Consider the following 21,331-nt stretch of genomic DNA (forward strand, 5'->3'; position numbering starts at 1 on the left):
GGAACCCACGATGTCCTCTGTCACCTCATGGACCCGGCTCGAACCGGGCGCTCGCAGCGACGACCTAGCCCCCGGCCTGCAGGCCCGGATTCACGACCCACTCTGGATGCTGTCCCGGCAGTGGCAGTTGGGCGAGTTCACCGGCGAGGACGCCGGTTCGCCGGTGTCGGTCAGCCTGCGGGCGGAGGTCGCGCCGGTGACCCACTACCGCCCGCACGGCGGCACCGTGCGGCCCTACGACCGGGGCCGCCCGCTGGAGACGGCGGTCGAGGCCGGCTCCTCGGGCCGGCTCAGCGACCTGCGGATCGCGGCCCGGGCCGGCCAGCGCTTCCTGCGGCTGCTCGGCGGGGATCCGGCACTGGCCGGCTACCGGGACCGCTTCGCCGCGGCGTACCCGCTGACCCTCGACGACGGCGGTGACGGCCCGCTGGACCCGCAGAGCCGGCGCTGGTTGTCGGTGCTGGGGCGGCGGACGCCGAGCGGTGCCCAACTGCTGCCGGAGATGCGCGCCCTCGCCGAGAACGGCACGCCGCCGACCCGGGTGACGGTGGCCTTCGCGGACCTGCGTGCGTTGCGGTCCAGGGCCCGGTCGTGGCTGACCTGGCTCGACTCGCTCGGGCTCACCCCGGACGGTACGGACACGGCACCGCCGGCCTGGGACCCGTCCAGGATGGAGTACCGGTTCGAGGTGGCGGCCCGGTCAGGTGGTGTCGACACGGTGCTCTCCGCCGCCGAGTACGACGGTGGCCGGCTCGACTGGTACTCGTTCAGCGTGGACACCGGTGCCACGCTGCCGGCGGCCGATCCGGTCGAGGCGCCCGCCGAGGAGATCGTCCGGACCGTGCTGCCGGCCCCGGCCGGCTATCCGGGCATGCCGGCGGCGCGCTGGTGGGAGTTCGAGGACGCGCGGGTGGACTACGGGCGGGTCGAGGCGGAGCCGACCGACCTGTCCCGGCTGCTGCTGGTGGAGTACGCCACGGTCTACAGCAACGACTGGTACCTGCTGCCGCTGACCCTGCCGGTGGCCTCCGTGGTGCGGATCGGGTCGCTGGTGGTCACCGACACCTTCGGTTTCCGGACCCTCGTCCGCCCCGCCGGTGCGCTGCCCGGCGACGGCCAGGACTGGAGCCTGTTCCGGCACAGCGTCACCGGCCCGGGGGCGGCGGCCGGTGGGCACTCGGACCGCTTCCTGGTCGCCCCGGCGATCGCCGACAGCCTGGAGGCCGAGCCGGTGGAGGAGGTCCGGATCTTCCGGGACGAGATGGCAAACGTCGCCTGGGCGGTGGAGACCACGGTGGCGGGGGCGACCGGCCGCCGGGTACGCCGGCACGAGACGGCCGAGTTGGTCGGTGCCGACGCGTCGGCGGGTTCCGGTGGCCCGACGGCGGCCTCGGGCGAGGTGGGGACCGACCACTACCGGCTGGCCACCAGCGTGCCGGAGCACTGGTTCCCGTTGCTGCCGGTGGAGCCGGCCCGGGGCGCCTACCTGCTGCGCCGGGGCAGTGTCCCCCGGCGCGACGCGGGGCAGACGGTGGACCCCCGGCCACGGGGCGAACTGCTCGAACCAGGGCGCGACCTGACGATCCACTCGGAGGAGGTGCCGCGCGAGGGGCTGCACGTCACCCGGGTACACCAGAGGGCCCGCTGGTCGGACGGGTCGACGTACACCTGGATCGGCCGCCGGAAGCGGCCGGGTCGCGGCGAGGGTTCGAGCGGCCTGGTCTTCGACGTCGTCGAGCAAGGCCCGGCCGGGTAGGATGTCTGTCCACACTGGTCAATCTCAGGGCCGGCAGCGCGGTGTACCGTCGCCGCATGACGGTGCTGCAGGAGTTTGTCGCCGCTCTTTCCAGCGGCCGGATCCAGGTTGTCGACCTCACCGCTCCGCTCTCGGACCAGACCCCGATCCTGGGTCTGCCCGAGCAGTTCGGCCAGACCTGGCCGTTCCGGCTCAGCGAGATCAGCCGGTACGACGACCGCGGTCCGGCCTGGTACTGGAACAACTTCTCCACCGGGGAGCACACCGGCACCCACTTCGACGCCCCGGTGCACTGGGTCACCGGTCAGCAGGGCGCGGACGTGTCGCAGGTCCCGGTGAGCCAGTTGATCGCCCCGGCGGTGGTGATCGACCACGCCGCCGAGGCCGCCGACGACCCCGACTTCCTCCTTGAGGTCGAGCACATCAAGGCGTGGGAGGCGGAACACGGTGCCCTGCCCACCGGTGGCTGGCTGCTGTACCGCACCGGCTGGGACGCGTACGGCGACGATCCGGAGCGGTACGCCAACGGCGGCCGTACCCCGGGGATCTCCGTCGAGTGCGCCCGCTGGCTGGCCGAGGAGTCGCCGATCCAGGGCGTCGGGGTGGAGACGGTCGGCACCGACGCGGGTGCCGCGCATTCGTTCGACCCGCCGTTCCCGTGCCACTCGTTCCTGCTGGGCCAGGAGAAGTACGGCCTGACCCAGCTCCGTAACCTGGCGCAGTTGCCGGCGACCGGCGCGGTGGTGATCGCCGGACCGTTGCCCATCGTCTCCGGGTCCGGCAGCCCGTGCCGGGTCCTCGCGCTTGTCGAACGGTAGGGCCCGGCCACCGATGCGGGTAGCCGAGGTGGTCGGGCGGGTCCTCTACGGACACGGCGCGCGGTTCGTCTTCGGGGTGGTCGGCAGCGGCAACTTCCACGTCACGAACGCGCTCGTGGCGGCCGGCGCGCGGTTCGTGGCGGCGGCCCACGAGGGCGGCGCGGCGAGCATGGCCGACGGGTACGCCCGTACCGCCGGGACGGTGGGCCTGCTCTCGGTGCACCAGGGTCCGGGCGTCACCAACGCGCTGACCGGTCTCACCGAGGCCGCGAAGAGCCGTACCCCGATGCTGGTCCTGGCCCCGGAGGCGACCGCGCCCCGGTCGAATTTCTTCATCGACCTTCCGGCGCTCGCCGCCTCGGTCGGGGCGGACTTCCACCGGGTACGCGCGACGCACGCGGCCGAGGACGCGGGCGCGGCGTACCGGGCCGCCGCCCGGGGCGCGACGGTGGTGCTGGGCCTCCCGTTGGAGGTGCAGAACACCGTGACCGAACCGTGGGTCGGCCCGGTCCCCGCGGTCGCGCCGACCCCGGCCACCGCCCCGCAGGTCGAGCCGTTGCTGGCCGCGCTCCAGGCCGCACGTCGCCCGGTCTTCATCGCGGGTCGGGGCGCCCGCGCGGCCCGGGAACCGCTGACCCGGCTCGCCGACGCGTGCGGCGCGCTGCTCGCGGTCTCGGCCGCGGCGAAGGGACTGTTCGCCGGCAACCCGTGGAACATCGACGTGGCCGGCGGCTTCGCCACCCCGCTCGCCGCCGAGCTGATCGGCGCGGCCGACCTGGTCGTGGCGTGGGGCAGCACGCTGAACATGTGGACCACGCGGCACGGCGAGCTGATCCCGCCCTCCGCCGTCGTCGTCCAGGTGGACCACGACCCGGCCGCGTTCGGGGTGAACCGCCCGGTCCACCTCACGGTGGCCGGCGAGGTGGCGGCGGTCGCCGAGGCGGTGCTCGGTCGGCTGGGCGTCGCCTCCACGGGGTCTGTGGACGCCGGGGCCGGCGGTTGGCGGACGCCGGAGCTGGCACGACGGATTCGTGACCACGGCCGGTGGCGGACGGTCCCGTACCAGGACGAGGGCGGCGGCAGCCCGGCGACGATCGACCCGAGGACGCTCTCGGCGGCCCTGGACGACCTGCTGCCGCCCGCCCGGACGGTGGTGGTCGACTCCGGCAACTTCATGGGCTACCCGTCGATGTGGCTCGACGTGCCGGACGTGGCCGGATTCTGTTTCACCCAGGCGTTCCAGTCGGTCGGGCTCGGCCTGGCCAGTGCGCTCGGCGCGGCGGTCGCCCGGCCGGACCGGCTCACCGTCGCCGCGGTCGGCGACGGTGGCTTCCTCATGTCCGCCACCGAACTGGTCACCGCCGTCCGGCTGGCGCTGCCCCTCCTCGTGGTGATCTACGACGACGCGGCGTACGGCGCCGAGGTGCACCACTTCGGCCCGGACGGGCACCCGTTGGAGACGGTCACCTTCCCCGACACCGACCTGGCCGCGATCGCCCGTGGCTACGGCTGCGACGGGTTGACCGTCCGGGCCGTCGACGATCTCGGGCCGGTACGCGGTTGGCTCGCGGGTCCCCGTACCCGTCCGCTGGTGGTCGACGCCAAGGTCTGCGCGGCGCGCGGCTCGTGGTGGCTGGAGGAGGCGTTCCGTGGCCACTGAGCCACGGGCCTGGACGCTCCCCGGCGGGGTGCCGGAGTGGGATCGTGCGGCGGCGCTGGTTCGCTGACCGGCGACCCCGGTGCCCGGTCGAGATCCGACTGCTCGCCACCCCCGCGCCGACCGTCCAGGGGCCGGCGCGGTAGTTTCCGTCCGCGGATCAGCGCAGGCAGGAGGCCCGGACATGGCGGAACACGACGTCATCGTGGTCGGACTCGGCGGGATGGGCAGCAGCGCCGCGTACCACCTCGCGGCGCGCGGCCAGCGGGTGCTCGGTCTGGAGCGGTTCGGGCCGGCCCACGACCGAGGGTCGAGCCACGGTGGCTCGCGCATCACCCGGCAGGCCTACTTCGAGGACCCGGCCTACGTGCCGTTGCTGCTGCGGGCGTACGAGCTGTGGGAGCGGTTGGAACGCGACACCGGGCGGGACATCATCTCGCTCACCGGCGGGGTGTTCGTGGGCCGGCCGGACAGCGCGACGGTGGCCGGGAGCCTGCGCGCCGCCCGCGAGTGGGACCTGCCCCACGAGACGCTCGACGCGGGCGAGCTGCGCCGCCGCTTCCCGACCTTCACCCCGGCCGACGACGAGGTCGCGCTCTACGAGGCCAGGGCGGGTTTCGTACGCCCCGAGGCGACCGTCTCCGCGCACCTCGACCTCGCCGCCCGGCACGGCGCCGACCTGCATTACGACGAGCCGGTACGCGGCTGGCAGGTGCTGCCCGACGGTGACGTCCTGGTCACCACCGACCAGGCGTCCCACCGGGCGGCCCGCCTCGTCGTCTGTCCCGGCGCGTGGGCACCGGAGCTGCTCGCCGACCTCGGCGTGCCGTTCACCATCGAGCGGCAGGTCATGTACTGGTTCCAGCCCGGGGCCGGGGTGGGCCCGTTCCAGCCGGGACGGCATCCGATCTACATCCACGAGGACGCCGCCGGCAGCCAGGTCTACGGCTTCCCGTCCATCGACGGCCCGCAGGGCGGCGTCAAGGTGGCGTTCTTCCGCCACGGCGAGCCCTGTACGCCGGACACCATCGACCGGCGGGTGCGCCCGACGGAGGTCCGGGAGATGTCCGAGCGTCTGGCGACGATCCTGCCCACGCTCGCGGGCCGGTTCGTCCGGGGCGCCACGTGCATGTACACGAACACTCCGGACCAGCACTTCGTCATCGCTACCCACCCGGAGCATCCGCAGGTCACCGTGGCTTGCGGGTTCTCCGGCCACGGCTTCAAGTTCGTCCCGGTCGTCGGCGAGATCCTCGCCGACCTGGCGACGGAGGGCGCGACCCGACACCCCGTCAGCCTGTTCGACCCACGCCGCCCGGCGATCAGGGAGGCCACGGGTTTCCGTGCCACCTCGACCTGACCAGGTGTTACGCCGTACCGCCCTCAGAACCGGGGCAGGCCGGCGGACAGGGCGTCGAGCACGGCGGTGAGCAGGGCGGGCGCCGACCGCCCGGCGGTGGCGTGGAGTTTGGCGCGGAGGTCCGCCTCGGTCAGCGGGCGAGCGGTGTGCCCCCGGGCGTACAGCACATCGAGGCGGAATTCGCCCTCGGCGGTGGTGAGCGTGACCCTCGCCGGGTAGCCGTCGCCGGTGTCGCGGAGCGTCTCCGAGGCGCGTACCGTGACGCGGCGGCTCAGCGCGAGGATGCCCGGATCGGTCAGGTCGTCGAACCAGGACAGCGGCGACCAGGATCATCGGGTAGCGGGCGGTGCGGTGCTGCCGCGCACGACGAGGGTCGTGCCGAGTTCGTATCGTTCCTGGGCCAGGCGACCGCCGTCGGCCAGGGCCAGTGCGAGTCGGGCTGCGGTGGCGCCGATTTCACCGAACGGCTGTCGTACCGTGGTCAGCGGCGGTGTCAGCCATGCGGCCTGGTCGATGTCATCGAAGCCGACGACGCTGAGGTCCTCCGGAATCCGCAGGCGTGACGCCCGCGCCGCGGCGTAGACGCCCAGTGCCTGGAGGTCGTTGCCGCAGACGACGGCGGTCGGCGGGACGGCTTGGGCGAGCAACTGGGCGCCGAGTTCACGGCCGTCGTCGAAGCTGAACACACCGCGCCGTTCGAGGGCCTCGTCCAACGGGACCTCGGCGTAGTCCAACGCGGCGCGGAAGCCGTCCAGGCGAGCCCGCGCGGTCAGGTCGTCGACCGGCCCGGTGATCACACCGATCCGTCGGTGGCCGAGGTCGAGAAGGTGCCGAGTGGCGGCGAGGGCCCCACTCCAGTTGTTTGCCCCGACGGCGGGCGTGGGGGACAGGTCACCGGTCGGGTCGATGGCGACCAGCGGTATGCCGGCGGCGGCCAATCGCCTACCGTGATCGGCTGTGACCAGGGAGAACGCTGTGATGACGGCGGTCGGCTGGCGTAGGAGTAGGGGCTCCACCCAGGGCTGGCCCGCCAGTATGCCTTGTCGAACATCGGTGAAGCCGACCGTGCAGTCCCTCGTGCCGGCGACCTCCTGGACACCGCGCAGGATTTCCATGGCGATCGAGGGCAGCATCTGGTGAAAGACCACCTCGATGCAGAGGGTCGCGCCGCCGGCTTGTCGTCGGCGGTAGCCGTGGTCGCGTAGCAGCGCCTCCACCCGTTGCCGGGTCTGCTCGCCGACGCCACCTCGGCCGTTGAGAACCTTGGAGACCGTGGGCGGGGAGACCCCGGCGAGTTCGGCGATCGTGGCGATGGGCAGGTCACCGCGCCAGGGCTTGCGCGAGTGGCGTCCTTGACCTTCCTCGATCACGAGAGGAATTCTACGGGCGGCCAGTGGCCTGCTCGGCCAGCCGGTACGCCCGCAGTCGCGTGCTCCTGACCCATGGAAATGTTCACGACAACATTTCGTGCTGGGGCGTCCCGACGTCGGCCGTCCGATTCGCGGTGCGAATGTCGAGCGGATCGGGCGGACCCGGTGTGGTGCGGACTCGCATTCGACCTGGTCAATTGGCTGAGTCTCGCGCCCGGCGGGCTGCTCGTCCTCGCGCGAGGGTGCCGGAGCGAGCGTGGTCAAGGATGCCGACCGGCATGCGCTTCAGGTCAAAACTTTCGCGAAACGTCGTCATCACATCTTGACGGGCGGCGTTTCCATCCACGACAGTCGATGTGGGCAAAGATGGCGCGCCGTCCGGGAGCTCGGGCGCCAGCGAGACGTCGACGACGTCGGTGCCGGGTGCGACGAGCCGCACATGTTAGCGCTAACGACGATGTCGTCAGCCGACCTGGCCACGGCGTCGGTTCGCCGACGTCAATCGATCCCTGTCGAGGAGCCGTACGCGTCGCGGAGCCCTTCCAGGACTTCGTGGGCGGCACCGACCGTCCGACCTCGCACGGGCGTCAGGCAGCCACCTTCCGCGTCACGTCCTGAGGAAGCCAGCAACGACACCCGTCCCTCACCTGTACGCGCCTCCGATTCTGACGGCCACACACCCAGGAGAAATGTCGATGAGAAGATCGAGAAAGACCAACGCGGCCCTGATGTCCGCCGGTGCCGTTCTGTTGGCCTCGACGGCGGTGGCCGTGGCGGTGCCGGCCGGGGCCGCGGCTGCCGGCTGTTCGGTGAACTACAGCGTGTCGTCGCAGTGGCAGGGTGGCTTCGGGGCCAACGTCACCATCACGAACCTTGGTGACCCGATCTCAAGCTGGGCGTTGACCTGGTCCTACGGTGCCGGGCAGACCGTCACGCAGGCGTGGAACGCGACGGTGACCCAGAGCGGCGCGGCGGTCACCGCGAGGAACGTCAGCTACAACGGGGGCATCGCGACCAACGGCACCGCCTCGTTCGGTTTCAACGGTTCGTGGACCGGCAGTAACCCGGCTCCGACCAGCTTCGCGCTGAACGGGGTGGCCTGCACCGGCGGCACGACACCGACCACGCCGCCGCCGCCGACGACGCCGCCGCCGACCACGCCACCGCCGACGACGCCGCCCCCGACGACCCCACCGCCGAACGGGCCGGCGGACATCACGGTCAACAGCGCGACCAGGTACCAGACTGTCGACGGGTTCGGAGCCGCGCAGTCGATCTGGGGTAGCGCGTGGTCGACGGCCGAGACGCAGACGCTGGTCGGGATGGGCCCGAACCAGTTGGGCCTGTCGATCGTGCGTACCGGTCTCTCGCCGGTGTCCAGCGAGTGGGCGACGCATGTGAACTCGTTGAAGACAGCGAAGGCGTCCGGGTCGGGGGTGAAGATCCTCGCCTCGCCGTGGACGGCACCTGCGGCGTGGAAGACCAACAACAGTCGGGTCAACGGCGGCAAGCTGAGGACCGACTACTACGACGACTACGCCAACCACCTGAACAGCTACGTCCAGTACATGCGTGGTCAGGGTGTGACCATCGACGTGACATCGGTGCAGAACGAGCCGGACTGGCACCCCGATTACGACTCGATGGACTGGAGCGGCACCGAACTGCGCACCTTCGTCCGTGACCAGGGCGCGAGGGTGCAGAACACCAAGCTGATGGTCGCCGAGGCGGTGAACCTGAACTACGGCTACACCGACCCGACCCTGAACGACGCGACCGCCCGCAACAACATCGGCTACATCGGCGGGCACCTCTACGGCACCGAGGACTCCGGCCGGCTGCGGCCGTACTCCCTGGCCGAGCAGCACAACAAGCCGGTGTGGATGACCGAGTGGAACCTGCACGCGGCGGACGGCGGCGGCTCCAACATCTGGGGCAACCCCGCCAACGCGGCGGTCTGGAACGAGACGCTGGACGACATCATGCGTACGGTGCACAAGTCGATGGAGGCCAACTGGAGCGCCTACATCTGGTGGTACGGCAAGCGCTACTACTCCTTCATCGGTGACGGTGAGTCCGCGTACGGCACCGTCGCGGGCGCTCCCCTCAAGCGTGGGTACGCCTTCTCCCAGTACGCCAAGTACGTTCGCCCCGGCTACCAGCGCGTCGCCCTCACGAAGGGCTCCAAAGCCTCACCGCTGGAGGTGACCGCCTACCAGGGCGACGGGAAGATCACCCTGGTCATCCTCAACCGCTCCAACAGCGCGGTCAACAACACGGTGGTCCAGGCCCCGCAGAACGTCACCCGGGCCGAGCACTACCTCACCTCACAGAACGCCAACGCGGCCAGCCAACCCACCAGCGTCAACGGAGGTCAGGCCACCATCAACGTCGGCGCACGCAGCATCTCCACACTCGTCTTCACCCTCTAGGACCCGTGTCGGAGCCTGTCACTCGTTGACCGCGGCGATGGGGCACCGAGTTCGTCGGAACGGGTGGCCGCAGCGCGGTCACCCGTACTCCACGGCAGGACGCTGCTCGTAGGTTCGGGGTCGAAGGTCGGTGCCCAGCCGCCCTTCGACCCCGTTCTCATGTGTCTGCCCGGGTGGCGGCGGTTGGCCCGGGACGTCTCGGCCCCGACGTGCGGTCCCGAACGAACGCAGCGGACTGGCTACCGCGTCGGGCGCATTGCGCCGGTCGATGACGCTGGAGCTCTCCTGCGACGTGAGGTCCACCGCCATGGCGACCGTGCTCGTGCTGGCGGCCCTCGCGGCGAGGGCGCCGATGTCGAGGCTCCGGCCGGAGCCGTCGGTGATGACGCCGTCGTTCAGCCACAGGTCGGCGACGGGCGAGCCGAGAGTGGCCGACGCTGCCTTCAGCAGTCGCCGACGGGCTACGGCCGCGGCGACCCGGATGGGGGTGCAGGTCGAGATGATCGTGTTCGTTTCGCCGGTCACCTTGTTGAACGCCACGTCCGGCCCGATGTCGGCCAGTGTGACGTGGACCCGCCTGCGTGGCACGGACAGTTCCTCGGCGACCAGCATGACTGTCGAGGTGGTGAGGCTCTGGCCGACCCAGGTGCGGGGCAACGCGAACGACACGGTCCCGTCCTGGCTGACCTCGACGGAGATCAGCCCTGCTGCCGGCAGCGCGGCCGCGGTCATGATGTCGTTGAGGCCGAGCAACCGCGTCACGTCTGACGACGGTAGCGGGGCGGTTGTCGTGGACGTCGCCGCCAGTTCGGCCGCGGTCACGAGGATCGGGGCGGCCAGCACGTACCCGAGAAACCGTCGCCGGGCGGCCGGCTCCACCACGGCACGGCCGCCGTCGGAGACCGGCCCGCCACCGGACAACCTCCCCGGTGAGCCGAGAGCCCTCCGCGGTCCGCCCGCCAGTAGGAGGTCGCGCCTGCCAAGCTCAGTCATGCCTCGACTCCTTACCGGACCACCGGTGCCGGCACGCCGTTGAGTGCGTCGGGAAGAGCCAGTTCACGGGCTTGACCCGCGCCCTCAGCGGCGACGCTCCCGATCAGAAGTCGCGGTTGCCGACCGGGATCTCGATGTTGATCGACCGACCCTCGGACAGGAAGAGCAGGGCCAGTTTGCGCAGGAACTCGTCGAAGAGCCAGTAGCACTCCGGCGCGAGGGGGAGTGGGAGCAGGGCCTCCCGGACGGCGATGAACGGCCCCCAGAACGACCGCAGCAGCGAGTCCCAGAGCAGATCCCGGGGAATCTGGAGCCAGTTGGCGATCTGGTTGCCGAGCAGGAACCGCGTGAACGAGCCGAGGATGGGCTTGCTCAGGAGGCCGGCGTCGATTTCCTTGCCGAGGTCGAGCAGGATGTCCGCCAGCGCGATGCCCTCGGGCGTCGGTGCCAGCACCGGGTCGAGGATCTGGTCGGCCTGCGTGTTGGCCGCACTCCACGACGAGGGGATGTACTCGTCCTTGATGCCCAGCATGTGTGCGGCCACCTGCCACAGGTGGAGGAAGGCCGCCGACTCGCGGGCGGGGATCGGGACGTGCCAGGCGTTCAGCTTCCGCATGACAGTGGTCGGCAGGCTGTGCCAGGTGACCATCAGGTCCCGCTGACTGATCGGGATGTCCTCGGGGGCCACATCGGTCCACTCCCGCGACTGCGGCAGGAGGTGCCGCACGCCGGCGTGCGCCAGCCGGGTCTTGACGGCCGTCACGATCATCGATCCGTCGGGCTGGTAGGCGTTGGCCGTCCCGATGTCGTACCCGAGTTTGGCGGTCTTGGAGATGCGGTCCTTCATGTCCGCGCCGCCCTTGGAGTAGTAGACGGCGCGGGCCTCCTTCGGAATGACGGTGCTCATCATGCCGCTGGCCAGGCCATAGAGCACGCCGAGGTAGAGCCCTCGCTTCTCGTTGAACTGCACGGCCGTGGCCAGCTTGCCCTGGTCGACCCATGACGGCAGCACGCGGGCGCGCTCGATGAACTGGTGCACATCCGCCGGCAGCCCGGCTGGCAGTGGCTGACCGTTCTTGGTCCAGCCCCGTAGCAGTTGGTTGACCATGGGCACGTCGCCACGGTCGAGCAGTGCGGCGACAAGTGGGTCGGCCTCCTCATCCCACACCCACCGCGGGTCGACGCCCGCTCCGGCGCCCGCCACGGAGCCCGAGGGGGACCAGGTCCACAGCGACTGGGCCTGCGCCGGCGCGGCGACACCCAACGCGCCGAGCGCGCCCAACGCCCCACCGGCCTTCAACATGTTGCGTCTGCTGAGTGGATCCATGCTTCTCTCCTCCTCGATCCCCCACTGATACGATGAAACGAATGTTGCGTCCGTGTATCAGATGAGAGCACACTGTGTCAGTGATCACAAGAATGAATGTGATGGTTCTCGATGTCTGAGGCGAGTGTTGAGGCGCCTGGTGACGGCGTGCAGGACCTGACGGATCGGGTGCGGAGCTTCATCGACGATCAGGTGATCCCCGTCGAGCGGGAGATCGAGACCAACCCCGAGGTCCGCACAGGACTTCGTGCGGCCGCCCGCGCCGCCGGCGTCTTCGCCCCGTCGGCACCCAGGGGGTACGGCGGTCTGGGGCTGTCGATGCGCGAACAGGCCGACGTACTCGAAGAATCCGGCCGGAGCCTGCTCGGCCCGCTCGTCATGAACTGCGCGGCGCCCGACGAGGGCAACATGACCCTCCTCGAACACGTCGCCACGCCTGCGCAACGCGAGCAGTATCTTCGACCGCTGGCCACCGGCGACGTTCGTTCGGCGTTCGCGATGACCGAGCCCGCCCCCGGTGCCGGATCGGACCCCGCGGCGCTCACCACGACGGCCGTGCGCGACGGCGACGACTGGTTGATCGATGGCGGGAAGTGGTTCATCACCGGTGCCGACGGCGCCGCCTTCTTCATCGTGATGGCACGCACTGGCGCCGACGCCGCGACGATGTTCCTCGTCGACGCCGGCACTCCCGGCATGTCGGTCGGTCGGCACATCCCGACCATCGATGCCGGCTTCACCGGCGGGCACTGCGAGATGGTGTTCGAACGCTGCCGGGTGCCGTCGTCCGCCGTGCTGGGCGAGGTCGACCGCGGCTTCGTCAACGCCCAGGTCCGGCTCGGGCCCGCCCGCCTCACGCACTGCATGCGCTGGCTCGGCGTCGCCCGCCGCGCCCACGAGATCATGCTCGGCTATGTCGTCGAGCGTGAGCTGTTCGGTCACCGGCTGGCCGATCTCGGTCTGGCGCAGCACCTCATCGCCGACAACGAGATCGACATCGCGGCGTCCCGGTCACTGATCCGGACGACCGCCGCGACATTGGACAGGCTTGGGCGTGCGAACAACGAGACGTCGATCGCCAAGACGTTCGTGTCCGAGGCGGTCGGGCGCATCGTTGATCGCTCGGTGCAGTTGTGCGGCGGGCAGGGTGTCTCCCATGCCCTACCGCTGGCGCGGTTCCTCGCCGAGGTGCGGCCGTTCCGCATCTACGACGGCCCGTCCGAGGTGCATCGCTGGGCGGTGGCCCGACGCGCTGTCCGGCGGTACGAGGCCGCCCGACGCGGCGGGCAGGGCAGCGCTGAGTTCGTGACGAGAGACCCACAGGAAGGGATCCGAGCATGACCACTGTCGAGGGACAACTGCAGGGCAAGGTCGCCTGGGTGACGGGCGCCGGCCAGGGTGTCGGAGCGGCAATCGCCGAAGGACTGGCCGAGGCCGGCGCGTCCGTGATCCTCCAGTCGCGACGGAAGGATGCTCTGTTGGCGGTGCGGGACAAGATCGTCGCCAACGGTGGCACGGCGGACATCGTCGCCGGCGACGTCACCGACGAGTCCATCGCCGATGCCGTCGTGACGCTGGCCCGGCAGCGATGGGGTCGTCTCGACATCCTGGTGAACAACGCCGGCATCAGCCCGGCGCTGCACCGTAGCGAGCAACTGCGCGTCGCGGACTGGCAGCAGGTGATCGACACCAACCTGTCCGGGGTGTTCATCTGCGCCCGCGCCGCCGGCACGATCATGATCGAGCATGGCGCGGGCAGCATCATCAACATGTCCTCGGTGCACGGTCAGGTCGGCCTTCCGCGACTCGCCGCCTACAGCGCCAGCAAGGGCGGAGTCGAGCAGCTCACCCGGACGTTGGCGCTGGAGTGGGCGTCCGCCGGTGTCCGCGTGAACGCCGTGGCGCCCGGTTACCTGGAGACGCCGATGACGGAGGGACTGCGCAGCCACGAGCAGTGGTCGAAGCGGTTGCGCGAGCGCATCCCCATGGGTCGGTTCGGCCAGCCGCGTGAGGTTGTCGGCGCTGTCGCGTTCCTGGCCTCGGACGCCGCCAGCTATGTCACAGGCAGCGTCCTGCACGTCGATGGCGGGTGGACCGCCCAGTGATGACCGGCGATCCCGCGCGATCCGACTGGTTAGCCGGCGTTCGTCCATTGGCGACGCCCGCTCCCTGAGCTGAGCACATACCACCGATCGCTCCTTCCCAGAAAGTTAACCGTCGTTTACAGTGCTGGGACGGGCCGCGGCGCCCTCGACGGCACCACGATGAGGGGTGCGCCGACCTCAACTCACACCACCGCCAGGCCCGGTTACGGTTGAAGGAGTACCTCATGGATCCTGCCGACACCCTTGCCGACCAATGCGCCAAGACGGCCGCAGACCTCACCGTCCCCGCCCTCCTGCACCGCAACGCCACCGAGTTCGCCGACCTGCCGGCGCTGACAACGCTCGACCGCGACGACACCCGTACGTGGGCCGAGTTGCGCGATGAGGTCGCCGAGATGTCCGGTGGCCTGGCCGAAATCGGCCTGGAGCCGGGCGGTCACATGCTGATCATGATGTCGAGTCGGCCGGAGCACTGGCTGGTCGACCTCGCCGCGGTCCACCTGGGCGCGGTGCCCTCCACGATCTATCCGACGCTGAGCACCGATCAGATGCGACACCTGGCGCTACACAGCAGGGCCCAGGTGCTCGTGCTGGAAGGTGCCGCCGAGCTCGACCGCTGGCGTTCGGTCCTACCTGACCTGCCCAACCTACGCCGGGTCGTGCTGGTCGACGAAGCCGGCGACACGACCCCGGACACCGTGCTGCTGTCACACGTACGCTCCGTCGGCCAGGCCGCGCACCAGGCCGACCCGGCTGCCTTCGAGCGGCGCTGGCGCGCGATCCGACCCGAGCAGCCGGTGACGTTGCTCTACACGTCGGGGACGACCGGTGACCCGAAGGGCGTCGTGCTCAGCCACCACAACGTGATCTATCAGGCCGTGGCCCTGGAAGCCAACGTGTCCGTTCCCAACCACGCGCCGTCGGTGGCCTACCTGCCGCTGGCCCACATCGCGGAGCGGTTCCTGGGAATCTACAACCCCATCTACCGCGCCGGTCACGTGACCATCTGCCCCGACCCCACCCAGCTCATCAAGGCCCTGCGCACGGTCGGTCCGCCCTCGTTCTTCGGCGTTCCGCGCATCTGGGAGAAGATGGCCGCCGGCGTTCAGGCCCATCTGGGCACCGCGGAGCCGGCGGTGCGGGCCGCCTTCAGCGCCGCGAGCGCCGTCGCCCTGCAGGCGTACGAGCTGCGCGCGGCGGGCCAGCCCGTGCCCGACGAGTTGGCTGCCCGGCTGGCGCAGGCCGAAGCCACCGTTCTGCGACCGTTGCAGTCCACACTGGGCCTGCAGAACATGGTCTGGGCCGGCAGCGGCGCCGCCCCGATCCCGGTCGACGTCCTGCGGTTCCTGGCCGGGCTCGGCGTCGACGTGCTGGAGGTGTGGGGCATGACCGAGACCACCGGCACCGCCACCATCAACCTGCCGGAGGGCTTCCGCACCGGTACGGTCGGCCGGCCCCACCTCGGCATGCAGGTGCGCCTGGCCGACGACGGCGAGGTGCTCGTACGCGGGCCGCTGGTCTGCTCCGGATACCTGCGCGGCGACGGCAGCGTCGAGCCGATCGTCGACGCGGACGGCTGGCTGGCCACCGGCGACGTCGGCACGATCGACGACGACGGCTACCTCACCATCACCGACCGCAAGAAGGAACTCATCATCACCTCAAGCGGCAAGAACATCTCGCCGGCGTACATCGAGGGGCTGCTTCGGGCGCATCCGCTCATCGGTCAGGCGGTCGCGATCGGCGACCGGCGGCCGTACGTCACGGCGTTGATCGTGCTGGATGACGAGGTCGCGCCCCAGTGGGCGCGGTCGCGTGGCATCAGCGACGCGCAGCTGCCCGGCCTGGCCTCGGACCCGCTGCTGCTCGCCGAGATCCAGGCCGCCGTCGACGCCGCCAACGCCCGGCTCGCCCGGCCCGAGCAGGTCAAGACCTTTGAGGTGTTGCCGTCGAGCTGGACGCCGGCGTCGGGGGAGCTGACCCCGACGCTGAAGCTACGGCGCCGCGTCATCGTCGACCGGTACGGCGAGAGCATCGACGCCCTCTACCGGGCCACGGATCCGGCTGTCGAGTCCGTCACCGGATAGTGGCCGCCGCCCCCGGCCGCCTCCACAACCCGTGCGCGCCGGAGTCGAAGGGTCAGCGATCACCCGACGGCTCCGGCCCGGCGGCCGGCGGCGGTTCCGGGCGGGCCAGCCACGTCGGGTCGAGGTCGGGTGGCGGTGGCGGCGAGCCCAGATCGGCGGGCTCGTACCCGTGGGGGTAGCCGGGGTAGCTGCGGTTGCGCGGCGCCTGGGTCAACTTGCTCGTGGTCCGCGGCGGCAGCAGCCGCACCACCGCGGCCCGGGTCCGCAACCCACCCGTGACCGCCACGGACAGCCAACGTGGTGCGGCCGGGAACGCGAACGCGTCGCGTAGCTCGGCGGGCAGCAACGCGAGCACGCCGAGCCGCGCCGCACGGCGCAGGGGCACCGGGTACCACGAGCCGAACAGGTCCAGGGTGTAGGCGCCGATCCGCTGGTTGGTCGGGGCGTAGCGGAAGGTGGTGCGCTCGTACTCGCGCTTGAAGTCCCAGAACGCGTCGAAGTCGTCCGGCACGTCGCGGATGCCCATTCGCGCACCGACCGCCCGGTAGTAGTGGAACGCGGCCAGCCGCTCGTGCTCGTGGGGCCGACGCCAGCCGAACCGGTCCAGCCAGTCGATCGGCTCGTACACGAAGGTGGACAACACGTAGCGCATGTCGTCGTTGGAGATCGCGTACCGCTGGTGCGCCCGGTTGATGACCCTCAGCGCCTGTTTGCCGCGCGGCGAGTCGTAGCCGTGCTCCGCCATCTCGGCCATCAGCAACGCGGTGTCGTCGTACCGCTGCTGCGCCCGCAGCCGGAACTCGCCGGTCGCGTCGAGCAGCGCGGAGATGCTCGGCACGCAGTACGTCCGCAGGAGCGCGAGCTCCAGGGCCCGCTGGTAGTCGAAGGGAAACTCGTACCCGATCGAGATCCGGTATATCTCGTGGTGGTCGCGGACCGGATCGAGTGCCTCGATACGACGCAACCAGCGGTGCCGACCGCCATCAGCCATCGCGATCACCTCCCCAGCAGGTTCGGCGACGGCGCGGCGCGTTGTCAAGGCCGGGTGTCGTGCACCGGCCAGGTCCCGACGACCCTCACTAGAGTCGGCCACGGAGGCGATCGCCCGGGCCGTCCACACGTTACGACCGCTCGATCAGCACGTCAGCGACAAGACCCACCCCGGCGTACGGCGAGAGGAAGCCACCATGAACGCGAGCCTGGCCCGAGCCCGCTTCTCCGAGCTGCGCCGAACAGGTGGCCCGGTCTCCGCCGCCGAGCTCGACGAGATCTGGGCCGAATTGGACACGGTCCGTCCCGAAGGGATCCTCGGTGAGTGGAGGGGCAGCGCGTTCGACACGGGGCACCCGCTCAACGGGCAGCTGGACAAGGTGCGGTGGTATGGCAAGACCTTCGTCACCCGCACCGACGTCAAGCCGCTGATCTGCCGGAACGACGATGGCGAGCTGTACTCCAACACCGTGCTCGGCAAGGGCGAGGCCAGCCTGTGGACAGTCGAGTTCCGCGGCGAGTCGACCGCGACGATGGTCTACGACGGGCAGCCGGTCTTCGACCACTTCAAGCGAGCCGACGAGACCACGCTCATGGGGATCATGAACGGCAAGTACGTCCCCGCCGACGGTCCCTTCTTCTACTTCGTCCTCGAGCGCGTGGCCTGAGGCCAAACCGCGTGAAGGAGTTCGCCATGCGAATCCGAGCTGCCGTCACCGACACCCCGGGTGGACCGTTCGTCGTCCAGGCCGTGGATCTGGAGGCCCCACGACCGCACGAGGTGCTGGTCAAAATCGCCGCTGCCGGCCTGTGCCACACCGACCTCAGCATGCAGGCGATCTGGCCCCGGCGGCTGACTCCCATGGTCTTCGGCCACGAGGGGGCCGGCGTGGTCGAGGCCGTCGGCGCGGAGGTGACCACTCTCGCGCCGGGCGACCGCGTCTGCCTGACCTTCGGCAGTTGCGGCGCGTGTGAGCAGTGCGTGGCTGACCACCCGGCCTACTGCCGCCGCCAGGAGGCCCTGAACACCTCCGGCGGTCGGGGCGACGGCACGACCCCGCTGTCCCGCGACGGCGCTCCCGTACACGGGGGGTTCTTCGGCCAGTCCAGCTTCGCCACGTTCGCGCTCGCCCACGAGCGCAACGCCATCCGGGTCCCCGCCGACCTGCCGGCCGTCGTCGCCGCGCCGCTGGGCTGTGGTGCGCAGACGGGGGCGGGTACGGTGCTCAACCGCCTGCGCCCCGAGCCGGGAAGCTCCCTGGTCGTCATCGGCGCCGGCGGGGTCGGACTCACCGCGCTCATGGCCGCGATCGTCCGCGGCTGCGACCCGGTCATCGTCATCGAGCCGGTCGCCTCGCGACGCGCCCTGGCCACCGAGCTCGGCGCCAAGGCAGCCCTGGACCCGACGGCGGCCGGCCTCGTCGCCACCGTGCAGGACCTCACCGGCGGCGGCGCACACCACATCGTGGACACCACCAGCCGGCCGGAGATGCTCCAGCGGGCCGTCGCCATCCTGCGCCCCCGGGGCGACCTCGCCCTCGTCGGCGTCGGCACCACAGTCGCCTTCAACGTCATGAGCCTGCTCGCCAAGGGGATCCGCGTCCACGGCGTGCTCGAGGGCGACGCGAACCCGGCGCGCTTCATCCCCGAACTGGTGGATCTCCACCAGCGCGGCCTCTTCCCGCTGGACCGGCTCATCGCCACCTTCCCCTTCGAGAACATCGGTGACGCCGTGGACGGCATGCGCGACGGCTCCGCGATCAAGCCCGTCCTCACCTTCGACTGACCCGCGCCGCCGTCGCCGAGATGGCGGCGGCGCCCATGTCGTACCTGCCCCTTGCAGGCGGAGTCAAGCTCCTCTATGTTAATAGAAAATCACACGCCTGGACGACTTGAAACGCGCTTGTAGTGCCCCAACAAGCTGGCGTTCAGGGCGATGTCCGGCTGGCCCGGGAAGTGGTGGCTAATGGAAAATCTCAGCAGACGAAGTGTCCTGACCCTCGGTGCCGCGCTGGGTCTGGTGACCGTGGCCGACGTGCCGAAGGCATGGGCGTGGTCGTCCGCCAACTCGATCGCCGGGACCAACACGGTCACCGACCCGTGGGACGTCTGGGACGACGACACCGACCCGCTCGTCGCCTCCCTCCTCGACAACGGCCAGATCCCGGCCGTCAACAACGCTTTCAAGACGTTCATCAGGAACGGCGACCCGGTGCCGAGCGGCCTGCCCCCCGCGCTCGCCACCTACATCAGGCAGGTCAACAAGCTGCCGTCCTGGGCCGACCAGGCCAAGCTGGACCGTGCCGCCCAGTTCAACAAGCGCATGAGCATGTACCTGTTCCTGCTCTACGGGCTGGGCAGCGGCATCATGAGCACGGTGATCCCGCGGGAGGCCCGCAACGTCTACTGGTCCGAGGGCGGCGCCGACATGAAGTCGCGTGCGGCCAAGACCTTCACGTACGGCTACGATCTGAACACGCCCGACGCCTTCAAGGCGACAGGCAAATTCATCACCACCTCCACCAAGACCCGGCTGACGCACGCCGCGGTGCGGCACCTGCTGCCGCAGTCGGCAGCGTGGCGGGGGGTCACGGACCACCCGATCCCGATCAGCAACGGCGACATCCTGATCACCTTCCACAGCCTGGGCACCTACGTGCACAGCAAGCTGGTGGAGTGGCGTCGCTACGGCCTCAAGGTGTCGGCCGCCGAAGAGGAGGCCTACCTGCACATGTGGCAGGTCGCGCTGCACCTGCTCGGCGTACGGGACGAGTTCATCCCCGCCACCTGGGCTGCCGCCCACGAGCAGTCGCAGTACGCGCTGACGCCGATCCTGGCGCCGACGCGGGAGGGCATCGACCTGGCCGACACCCTGCTGAACCTGACGTCCTCGGTCGACCTTGGCATCACCAAGGGATTCCAACGCGAGTTCGCGCGCTACGTGCTCAGCGACCGGATCGGCAACTGGCTGAGGTTGCCGCGCGACCTCATCTCGCGGGGCGTGATCGAGGCCGGCTGGCCGACGTACATCATGTTCCGTGAAGGGTTGTCGCCGGTCATGCCGGGCACCTTCTCGATGTTCGACCACTTCGTGCGCGGCCTGGCGATGCTCTTCCTCAACAACGGCACCTCGTCGTCCCACACGCCCATCACCATCCCGACGATGAACCGGCCCGGCAGCTGAGTAGGCGTCCCGGCCTACCGGATCAGGGCACCGGTGACCAGTGCGGTGACCGTGTCCCGATGGCCGGGCGCATCCTGCCAGCGCAGGGCGCGCCCGGCCTCGACCACCACGCCGAAGCCCGCATGGACCAGCATCCGGGCCTGTCGGGGGTCCAACTCCGGGCGGACCAACCGCAACTGCTGCTCCCAGACGGCGATGTGCTCACGCTGCGCGAGGATCAAGGGGCGCCGCAGGTCGGCCGGAAGACCGGCGACCTCGGCGTCGGCAACGCTGTTGAGCGCGTTGTGCTCGAAGCAGTAGGCCACGTACGCCGCCGCCAGAGCGACCACGGCCTGACGTGGATCGGTCGCCCGCTGAAGGCTCCGCTCCACCGCCTGGGCCAGCAGGCCCGCCGCCTGCAGACAGGCGGCCACCAGGATGTCGACCTTGCCGGGGTAGTGGCGGTAGATCGCGGACGGGGCCAACCCCACGGCCTGTGCGATCTGCGCGTTCGTGACGTTGGCGAACCCGTCCTGCGCGAACAGCGGGATGGCCGCCGCCAGGATCTCGGCACGTCGAGTGCGCGGCACGGGCTGGGCGGGCAGTTCGACCAGGCTCGCGCTGCCCGTCGCCGCCGCCGGATCGGTCGCGACCACGCCCAGGGCGGATGCCAGCAACAGATCCTCGATCCGGCGTTGGGCGATCGAGGTGTGATGCATGGTGACGGACCCGATCACACCGAGGGCCGCCACCGCCCGCAGGTGCTCGCCGGGCAACGGATATTCGCACCGCACCAACTCGGTCACCCGCTCGACGACGTGGGCGAACTTCGTCCGAAGCAGCCGGCGGTCCGCGCGTTCGAGGTAGCGGGCCTCCCACCGGTAGAGGCCGCCCGACGCGCGGCGGGAGACCGTCACCCTGGTGAGGGCGACGAGTACGTCCTTCAGGGCGGCCTCGGGCGGGCACTCGTCGATGACCTCGACGAGCTTGTTCACGATGACATTGGCGCACTCGGCGAACAGCGCGTACTTGTTGGGGAAGTGCCGGTACAGCGCCGGGCCGCTGATGCCGACCACGGCGGCGATCTCCTCCATGGACGCCGCGTGGTAGCCGCGCTCGCTGAACACCTGGCCGGCCGCTTCGACGATGACCTGCCTGCGGTTGCGCGGTCGGGTGGCAGCAGTCGGCCCGGTGGTCACCGGATCAATCGATCAGAGGCGGGCGGACGCAGTACCATACGCGCTAGTCAATCACAGCGCCATCGAGGCTTTCG

The 21,331-nt window shown here is 70.4% G+C and carries 17 protein-coding genes; 11 read left to right on the forward strand and 6 right to left on the reverse strand.

What is annotated here, in order from left to right; genetic code table 11:
• Positions 1 to 10 precede the first annotated feature (10 nt).
• From ABZ808_RS00875 to solA, 4 genes are all read left to right on the forward strand, one after another.
• A complete protein-coding gene (locus ABZ808_RS00875) occupies positions 11 to 1,756 on the forward strand; it encodes a hypothetical protein (RefSeq protein WP_356999011.1) in 1,746 nt (581 codons plus the stop codon).
• A gap of 56 nt (positions 1,757 to 1,812) precedes the next feature.
• On the forward strand, positions 1,813 to 2,574 hold the full coding sequence (locus tag ABZ808_RS00880) for a cyclase family protein (protein WP_356999013.1): 762 nt from the start codon (positions 1,813 to 1,815) through the stop codon (positions 2,572 to 2,574).
• Positions 2,575 to 2,587: 13 nt separating this feature from the next.
• The gene (locus ABZ808_RS00885) at positions 2,588 to 4,234 is read left to right on the forward strand and encodes a thiamine pyrophosphate-binding protein (protein ID WP_356999016.1); all 1,647 of its coding nucleotides are present in this window, start codon (positions 2,588 to 2,590) and stop codon (positions 4,232 to 4,234) included.
• Positions 4,235 to 4,415: 181 nt separating this feature from the next.
• On the forward strand, positions 4,416 to 5,591 hold the full coding sequence (gene solA / locus ABZ808_RS00890) for an N-methyl-L-tryptophan oxidase (RefSeq protein ID WP_356999019.1): 1,176 nt from the start codon (positions 4,416 to 4,418) through the stop codon (positions 5,589 to 5,591).
• A 23-nt stretch (positions 5,592 to 5,614) separates the two neighbouring features.
• Here solA and ABZ808_RS00895 read toward each other — a convergent pair whose 3' ends face one another.
• On the reverse strand, positions 5,615 to 5,908 hold the full coding sequence (locus tag ABZ808_RS00895; RefSeq protein ID WP_357002686.1) for a hypothetical protein: 294 nt from the start codon (positions 5,906 to 5,908) through the stop codon (positions 5,615 to 5,617).
• A gap of 12 nt (positions 5,909 to 5,920) precedes the next feature.
• A complete protein-coding gene (locus ABZ808_RS00900; RefSeq protein ID WP_356999021.1) occupies positions 5,921 to 6,961 on the reverse strand; it encodes a LacI family DNA-binding transcriptional regulator in 1,041 nt (346 codons plus the stop codon).
• Between the two features lie 695 nt (positions 6,962 to 7,656).
• Between ABZ808_RS00900 and ABZ808_RS00905 the strand changes: the two genes are divergently transcribed.
• Positions 7,657 to 9,393 (forward strand): cellulose binding domain-containing protein, encoded by a 1,737-nt coding sequence (locus ABZ808_RS00905; protein ID WP_356999024.1) that lies wholly within the window; start codon positions 7,657 to 7,659, stop codon positions 9,391 to 9,393.
• A gap of 78 nt (positions 9,394 to 9,471) precedes the next feature.
• Here ABZ808_RS00905 and ABZ808_RS00910 read toward each other — a convergent pair whose 3' ends face one another.
• Both ABZ808_RS00910 and ABZ808_RS00915 read right to left on the reverse strand, forming a co-directional pair.
• The gene (locus ABZ808_RS00910) at positions 9,472 to 10,386 is read right to left on the reverse strand and encodes a molybdopterin cofactor-binding domain-containing protein (RefSeq protein WP_356999028.1); all 915 of its coding nucleotides are present in this window, start codon (positions 10,384 to 10,386) and stop codon (positions 9,472 to 9,474) included.
• A gap of 103 nt (positions 10,387 to 10,489) precedes the next feature.
• Positions 10,490 to 11,713 (reverse strand): oxygenase MpaB family protein, encoded by a 1,224-nt coding sequence (locus ABZ808_RS00915; protein ID WP_356999030.1) that lies wholly within the window; start codon positions 11,711 to 11,713, stop codon positions 10,490 to 10,492.
• Positions 11,714 to 11,860: 147 nt separating this feature from the next.
• On the opposite strand from ABZ808_RS00915, the gene ABZ808_RS00920 reads away from it, so the two are divergent.
• The 3 genes from ABZ808_RS00920 to ABZ808_RS00930 all read left to right on the forward strand — a co-directional run bounded on the left by ABZ808_RS00920 (position 11,861) and on the right by ABZ808_RS00930 (position 15,905).
• Positions 11,861 to 13,054: an acyl-CoA dehydrogenase family protein gene (locus ABZ808_RS00920; RefSeq protein ID WP_356999033.1), complete on the forward strand. Its 1,194-nt coding sequence runs from the start codon at positions 11,861 to 11,863 to the stop codon at positions 13,052 to 13,054.
• Positions 13,051 to 13,818, forward strand: coding sequence for a 3-oxoacyl-ACP reductase family protein (locus ABZ808_RS00925; RefSeq protein WP_356999036.1), 768 nt, complete (start codon positions 13,051 to 13,053; stop codon positions 13,816 to 13,818). The genes ABZ808_RS00920 and ABZ808_RS00925 overlap by 4 nt, the downstream gene beginning before the upstream one ends.
• 224 nt (positions 13,819 to 14,042) lie before the next feature.
• Positions 14,043 to 15,905, forward strand: coding sequence for an AMP-dependent synthetase/ligase (locus ABZ808_RS00930; RefSeq protein WP_356999039.1), 1,863 nt, complete (start codon positions 14,043 to 14,045; stop codon positions 15,903 to 15,905).
• Positions 15,906 to 15,957: 52 nt separating this feature from the next.
• Here ABZ808_RS00930 and ABZ808_RS00935 read toward each other — a convergent pair whose 3' ends face one another.
• The gene (locus ABZ808_RS00935; RefSeq protein ID WP_356999041.1) at positions 15,958 to 16,896 is read right to left on the reverse strand and encodes an oxygenase MpaB family protein; all 939 of its coding nucleotides are present in this window, start codon (positions 16,894 to 16,896) and stop codon (positions 15,958 to 15,960) included.
• Between the two features lie 196 nt (positions 16,897 to 17,092).
• Between ABZ808_RS00935 and ABZ808_RS00940 the strand changes: the two genes are divergently transcribed.
• The 3 genes from ABZ808_RS00940 (at position 17,093) to ABZ808_RS00950 (ending at position 20,079) form a co-directional block, all read left to right on the forward strand.
• On the forward strand, positions 17,093 to 17,563 hold the full coding sequence (locus ABZ808_RS00940) for a DUF4334 domain-containing protein (protein WP_356999043.1): 471 nt from the start codon (positions 17,093 to 17,095) through the stop codon (positions 17,561 to 17,563).
• Positions 17,564 to 17,589: 26 nt separating this feature from the next.
• Positions 17,590 to 18,681, forward strand: a complete 1,092-nt coding sequence (locus tag ABZ808_RS00945) for an NAD(P)-dependent alcohol dehydrogenase (RefSeq protein ID WP_356999046.1) — start codon at positions 17,590 to 17,592, stop codon at positions 18,679 to 18,681.
• A 180-nt stretch (positions 18,682 to 18,861) separates the two neighbouring features.
• Positions 18,862 to 20,079 carry an oxygenase MpaB family protein gene (locus ABZ808_RS00950; protein ID WP_356999048.1) on the forward strand — a complete coding sequence of 406 codons (1,218 nt, stop codon included), beginning with the start codon at positions 18,862 to 18,864 and terminating at the stop codon, positions 20,077 to 20,079.
• 14 nt (positions 20,080 to 20,093) lie between these two features.
• Here the strand turns inward: ABZ808_RS00950 and ABZ808_RS00955 are convergent, their stop codons facing one another.
• The gene (locus ABZ808_RS00955; protein WP_356999051.1) at positions 20,094 to 21,257 is read right to left on the reverse strand and encodes a TetR/AcrR family transcriptional regulator; all 1,164 of its coding nucleotides are present in this window, start codon (positions 21,255 to 21,257) and stop codon (positions 20,094 to 20,096) included.
• Positions 21,258 to 21,331 lie beyond the last annotated feature (74 nt).

It is taken from the genome of Micromonospora sp. NPDC047527, from assembly GCF_040643015.1.
Taxonomy (GTDB): Bacteria; Actinomycetota; Actinomycetes; order Mycobacteriales; family Micromonosporaceae; genus Micromonospora.

Excerpts from the sequence above, each read along its gene's own strand:
- ABZ808_RS00930 (WP_356999039.1), top strand. The coding sequence starts at position 14,043 with ATGGATCCTGCCGACACCCTTGCCGACCAATGCGCCAAGACGGCCGCA.
- ABZ808_RS00910 (WP_356999028.1), bottom strand. The coding sequence starts at position 10,386 with ATGACTGAGCTTGGCAGGCGCGACCTCCTACTGGCGGGCGGACCGCGG.
- ABZ808_RS00905 (WP_356999024.1), top strand. The coding sequence starts at position 7,657 with ATGAGAAGATCGAGAAAGACCAACGCGGCCCTGATGTCCGCCGGTGCC.
- ABZ808_RS00945 (WP_356999046.1), top strand. The coding sequence starts at position 17,590 with ATGCGAATCCGAGCTGCCGTCACCGACACCCCGGGTGGACCGTTCGTC.
- ABZ808_RS00880 (WP_356999013.1), top strand. The coding sequence starts at position 1,813 with ATGACGGTGCTGCAGGAGTTTGTCGCCGCTCTTTCCAGCGGCCGGATC.
- ABZ808_RS00875 (WP_356999011.1), top strand. The coding sequence starts at position 11 with ATGTCCTCTGTCACCTCATGGACCCGGCTCGAACCGGGCGCTCGCAGC.
- ABZ808_RS00885 (WP_356999016.1), top strand. The coding sequence starts at position 2,588 with ATGCGGGTAGCCGAGGTGGTCGGGCGGGTCCTCTACGGACACGGCGCG.
- ABZ808_RS00940 (WP_356999043.1), top strand. The coding sequence starts at position 17,093 with ATGAACGCGAGCCTGGCCCGAGCCCGCTTCTCCGAGCTGCGCCGAACA.
- ABZ808_RS00935 (WP_356999041.1), bottom strand. The coding sequence starts at position 16,896 with ATGGCTGATGGCGGTCGGCACCGCTGGTTGCGTCGTATCGAGGCACTC.
- solA (WP_356999019.1), top strand. The coding sequence starts at position 4,416 with ATGGCGGAACACGACGTCATCGTGGTCGGACTCGGCGGGATGGGCAGC.
- ABZ808_RS00925 (WP_356999036.1), top strand. The coding sequence starts at position 13,051 with ATGACCACTGTCGAGGGACAACTGCAGGGCAAGGTCGCCTGGGTGACG.
- ABZ808_RS00950 (WP_356999048.1), top strand. The coding sequence starts at position 18,862 with ATGGAAAATCTCAGCAGACGAAGTGTCCTGACCCTCGGTGCCGCGCTG.
- ABZ808_RS00915 (WP_356999030.1), bottom strand. The coding sequence starts at position 11,713 with ATGGATCCACTCAGCAGACGCAACATGTTGAAGGCCGGTGGGGCGTTG.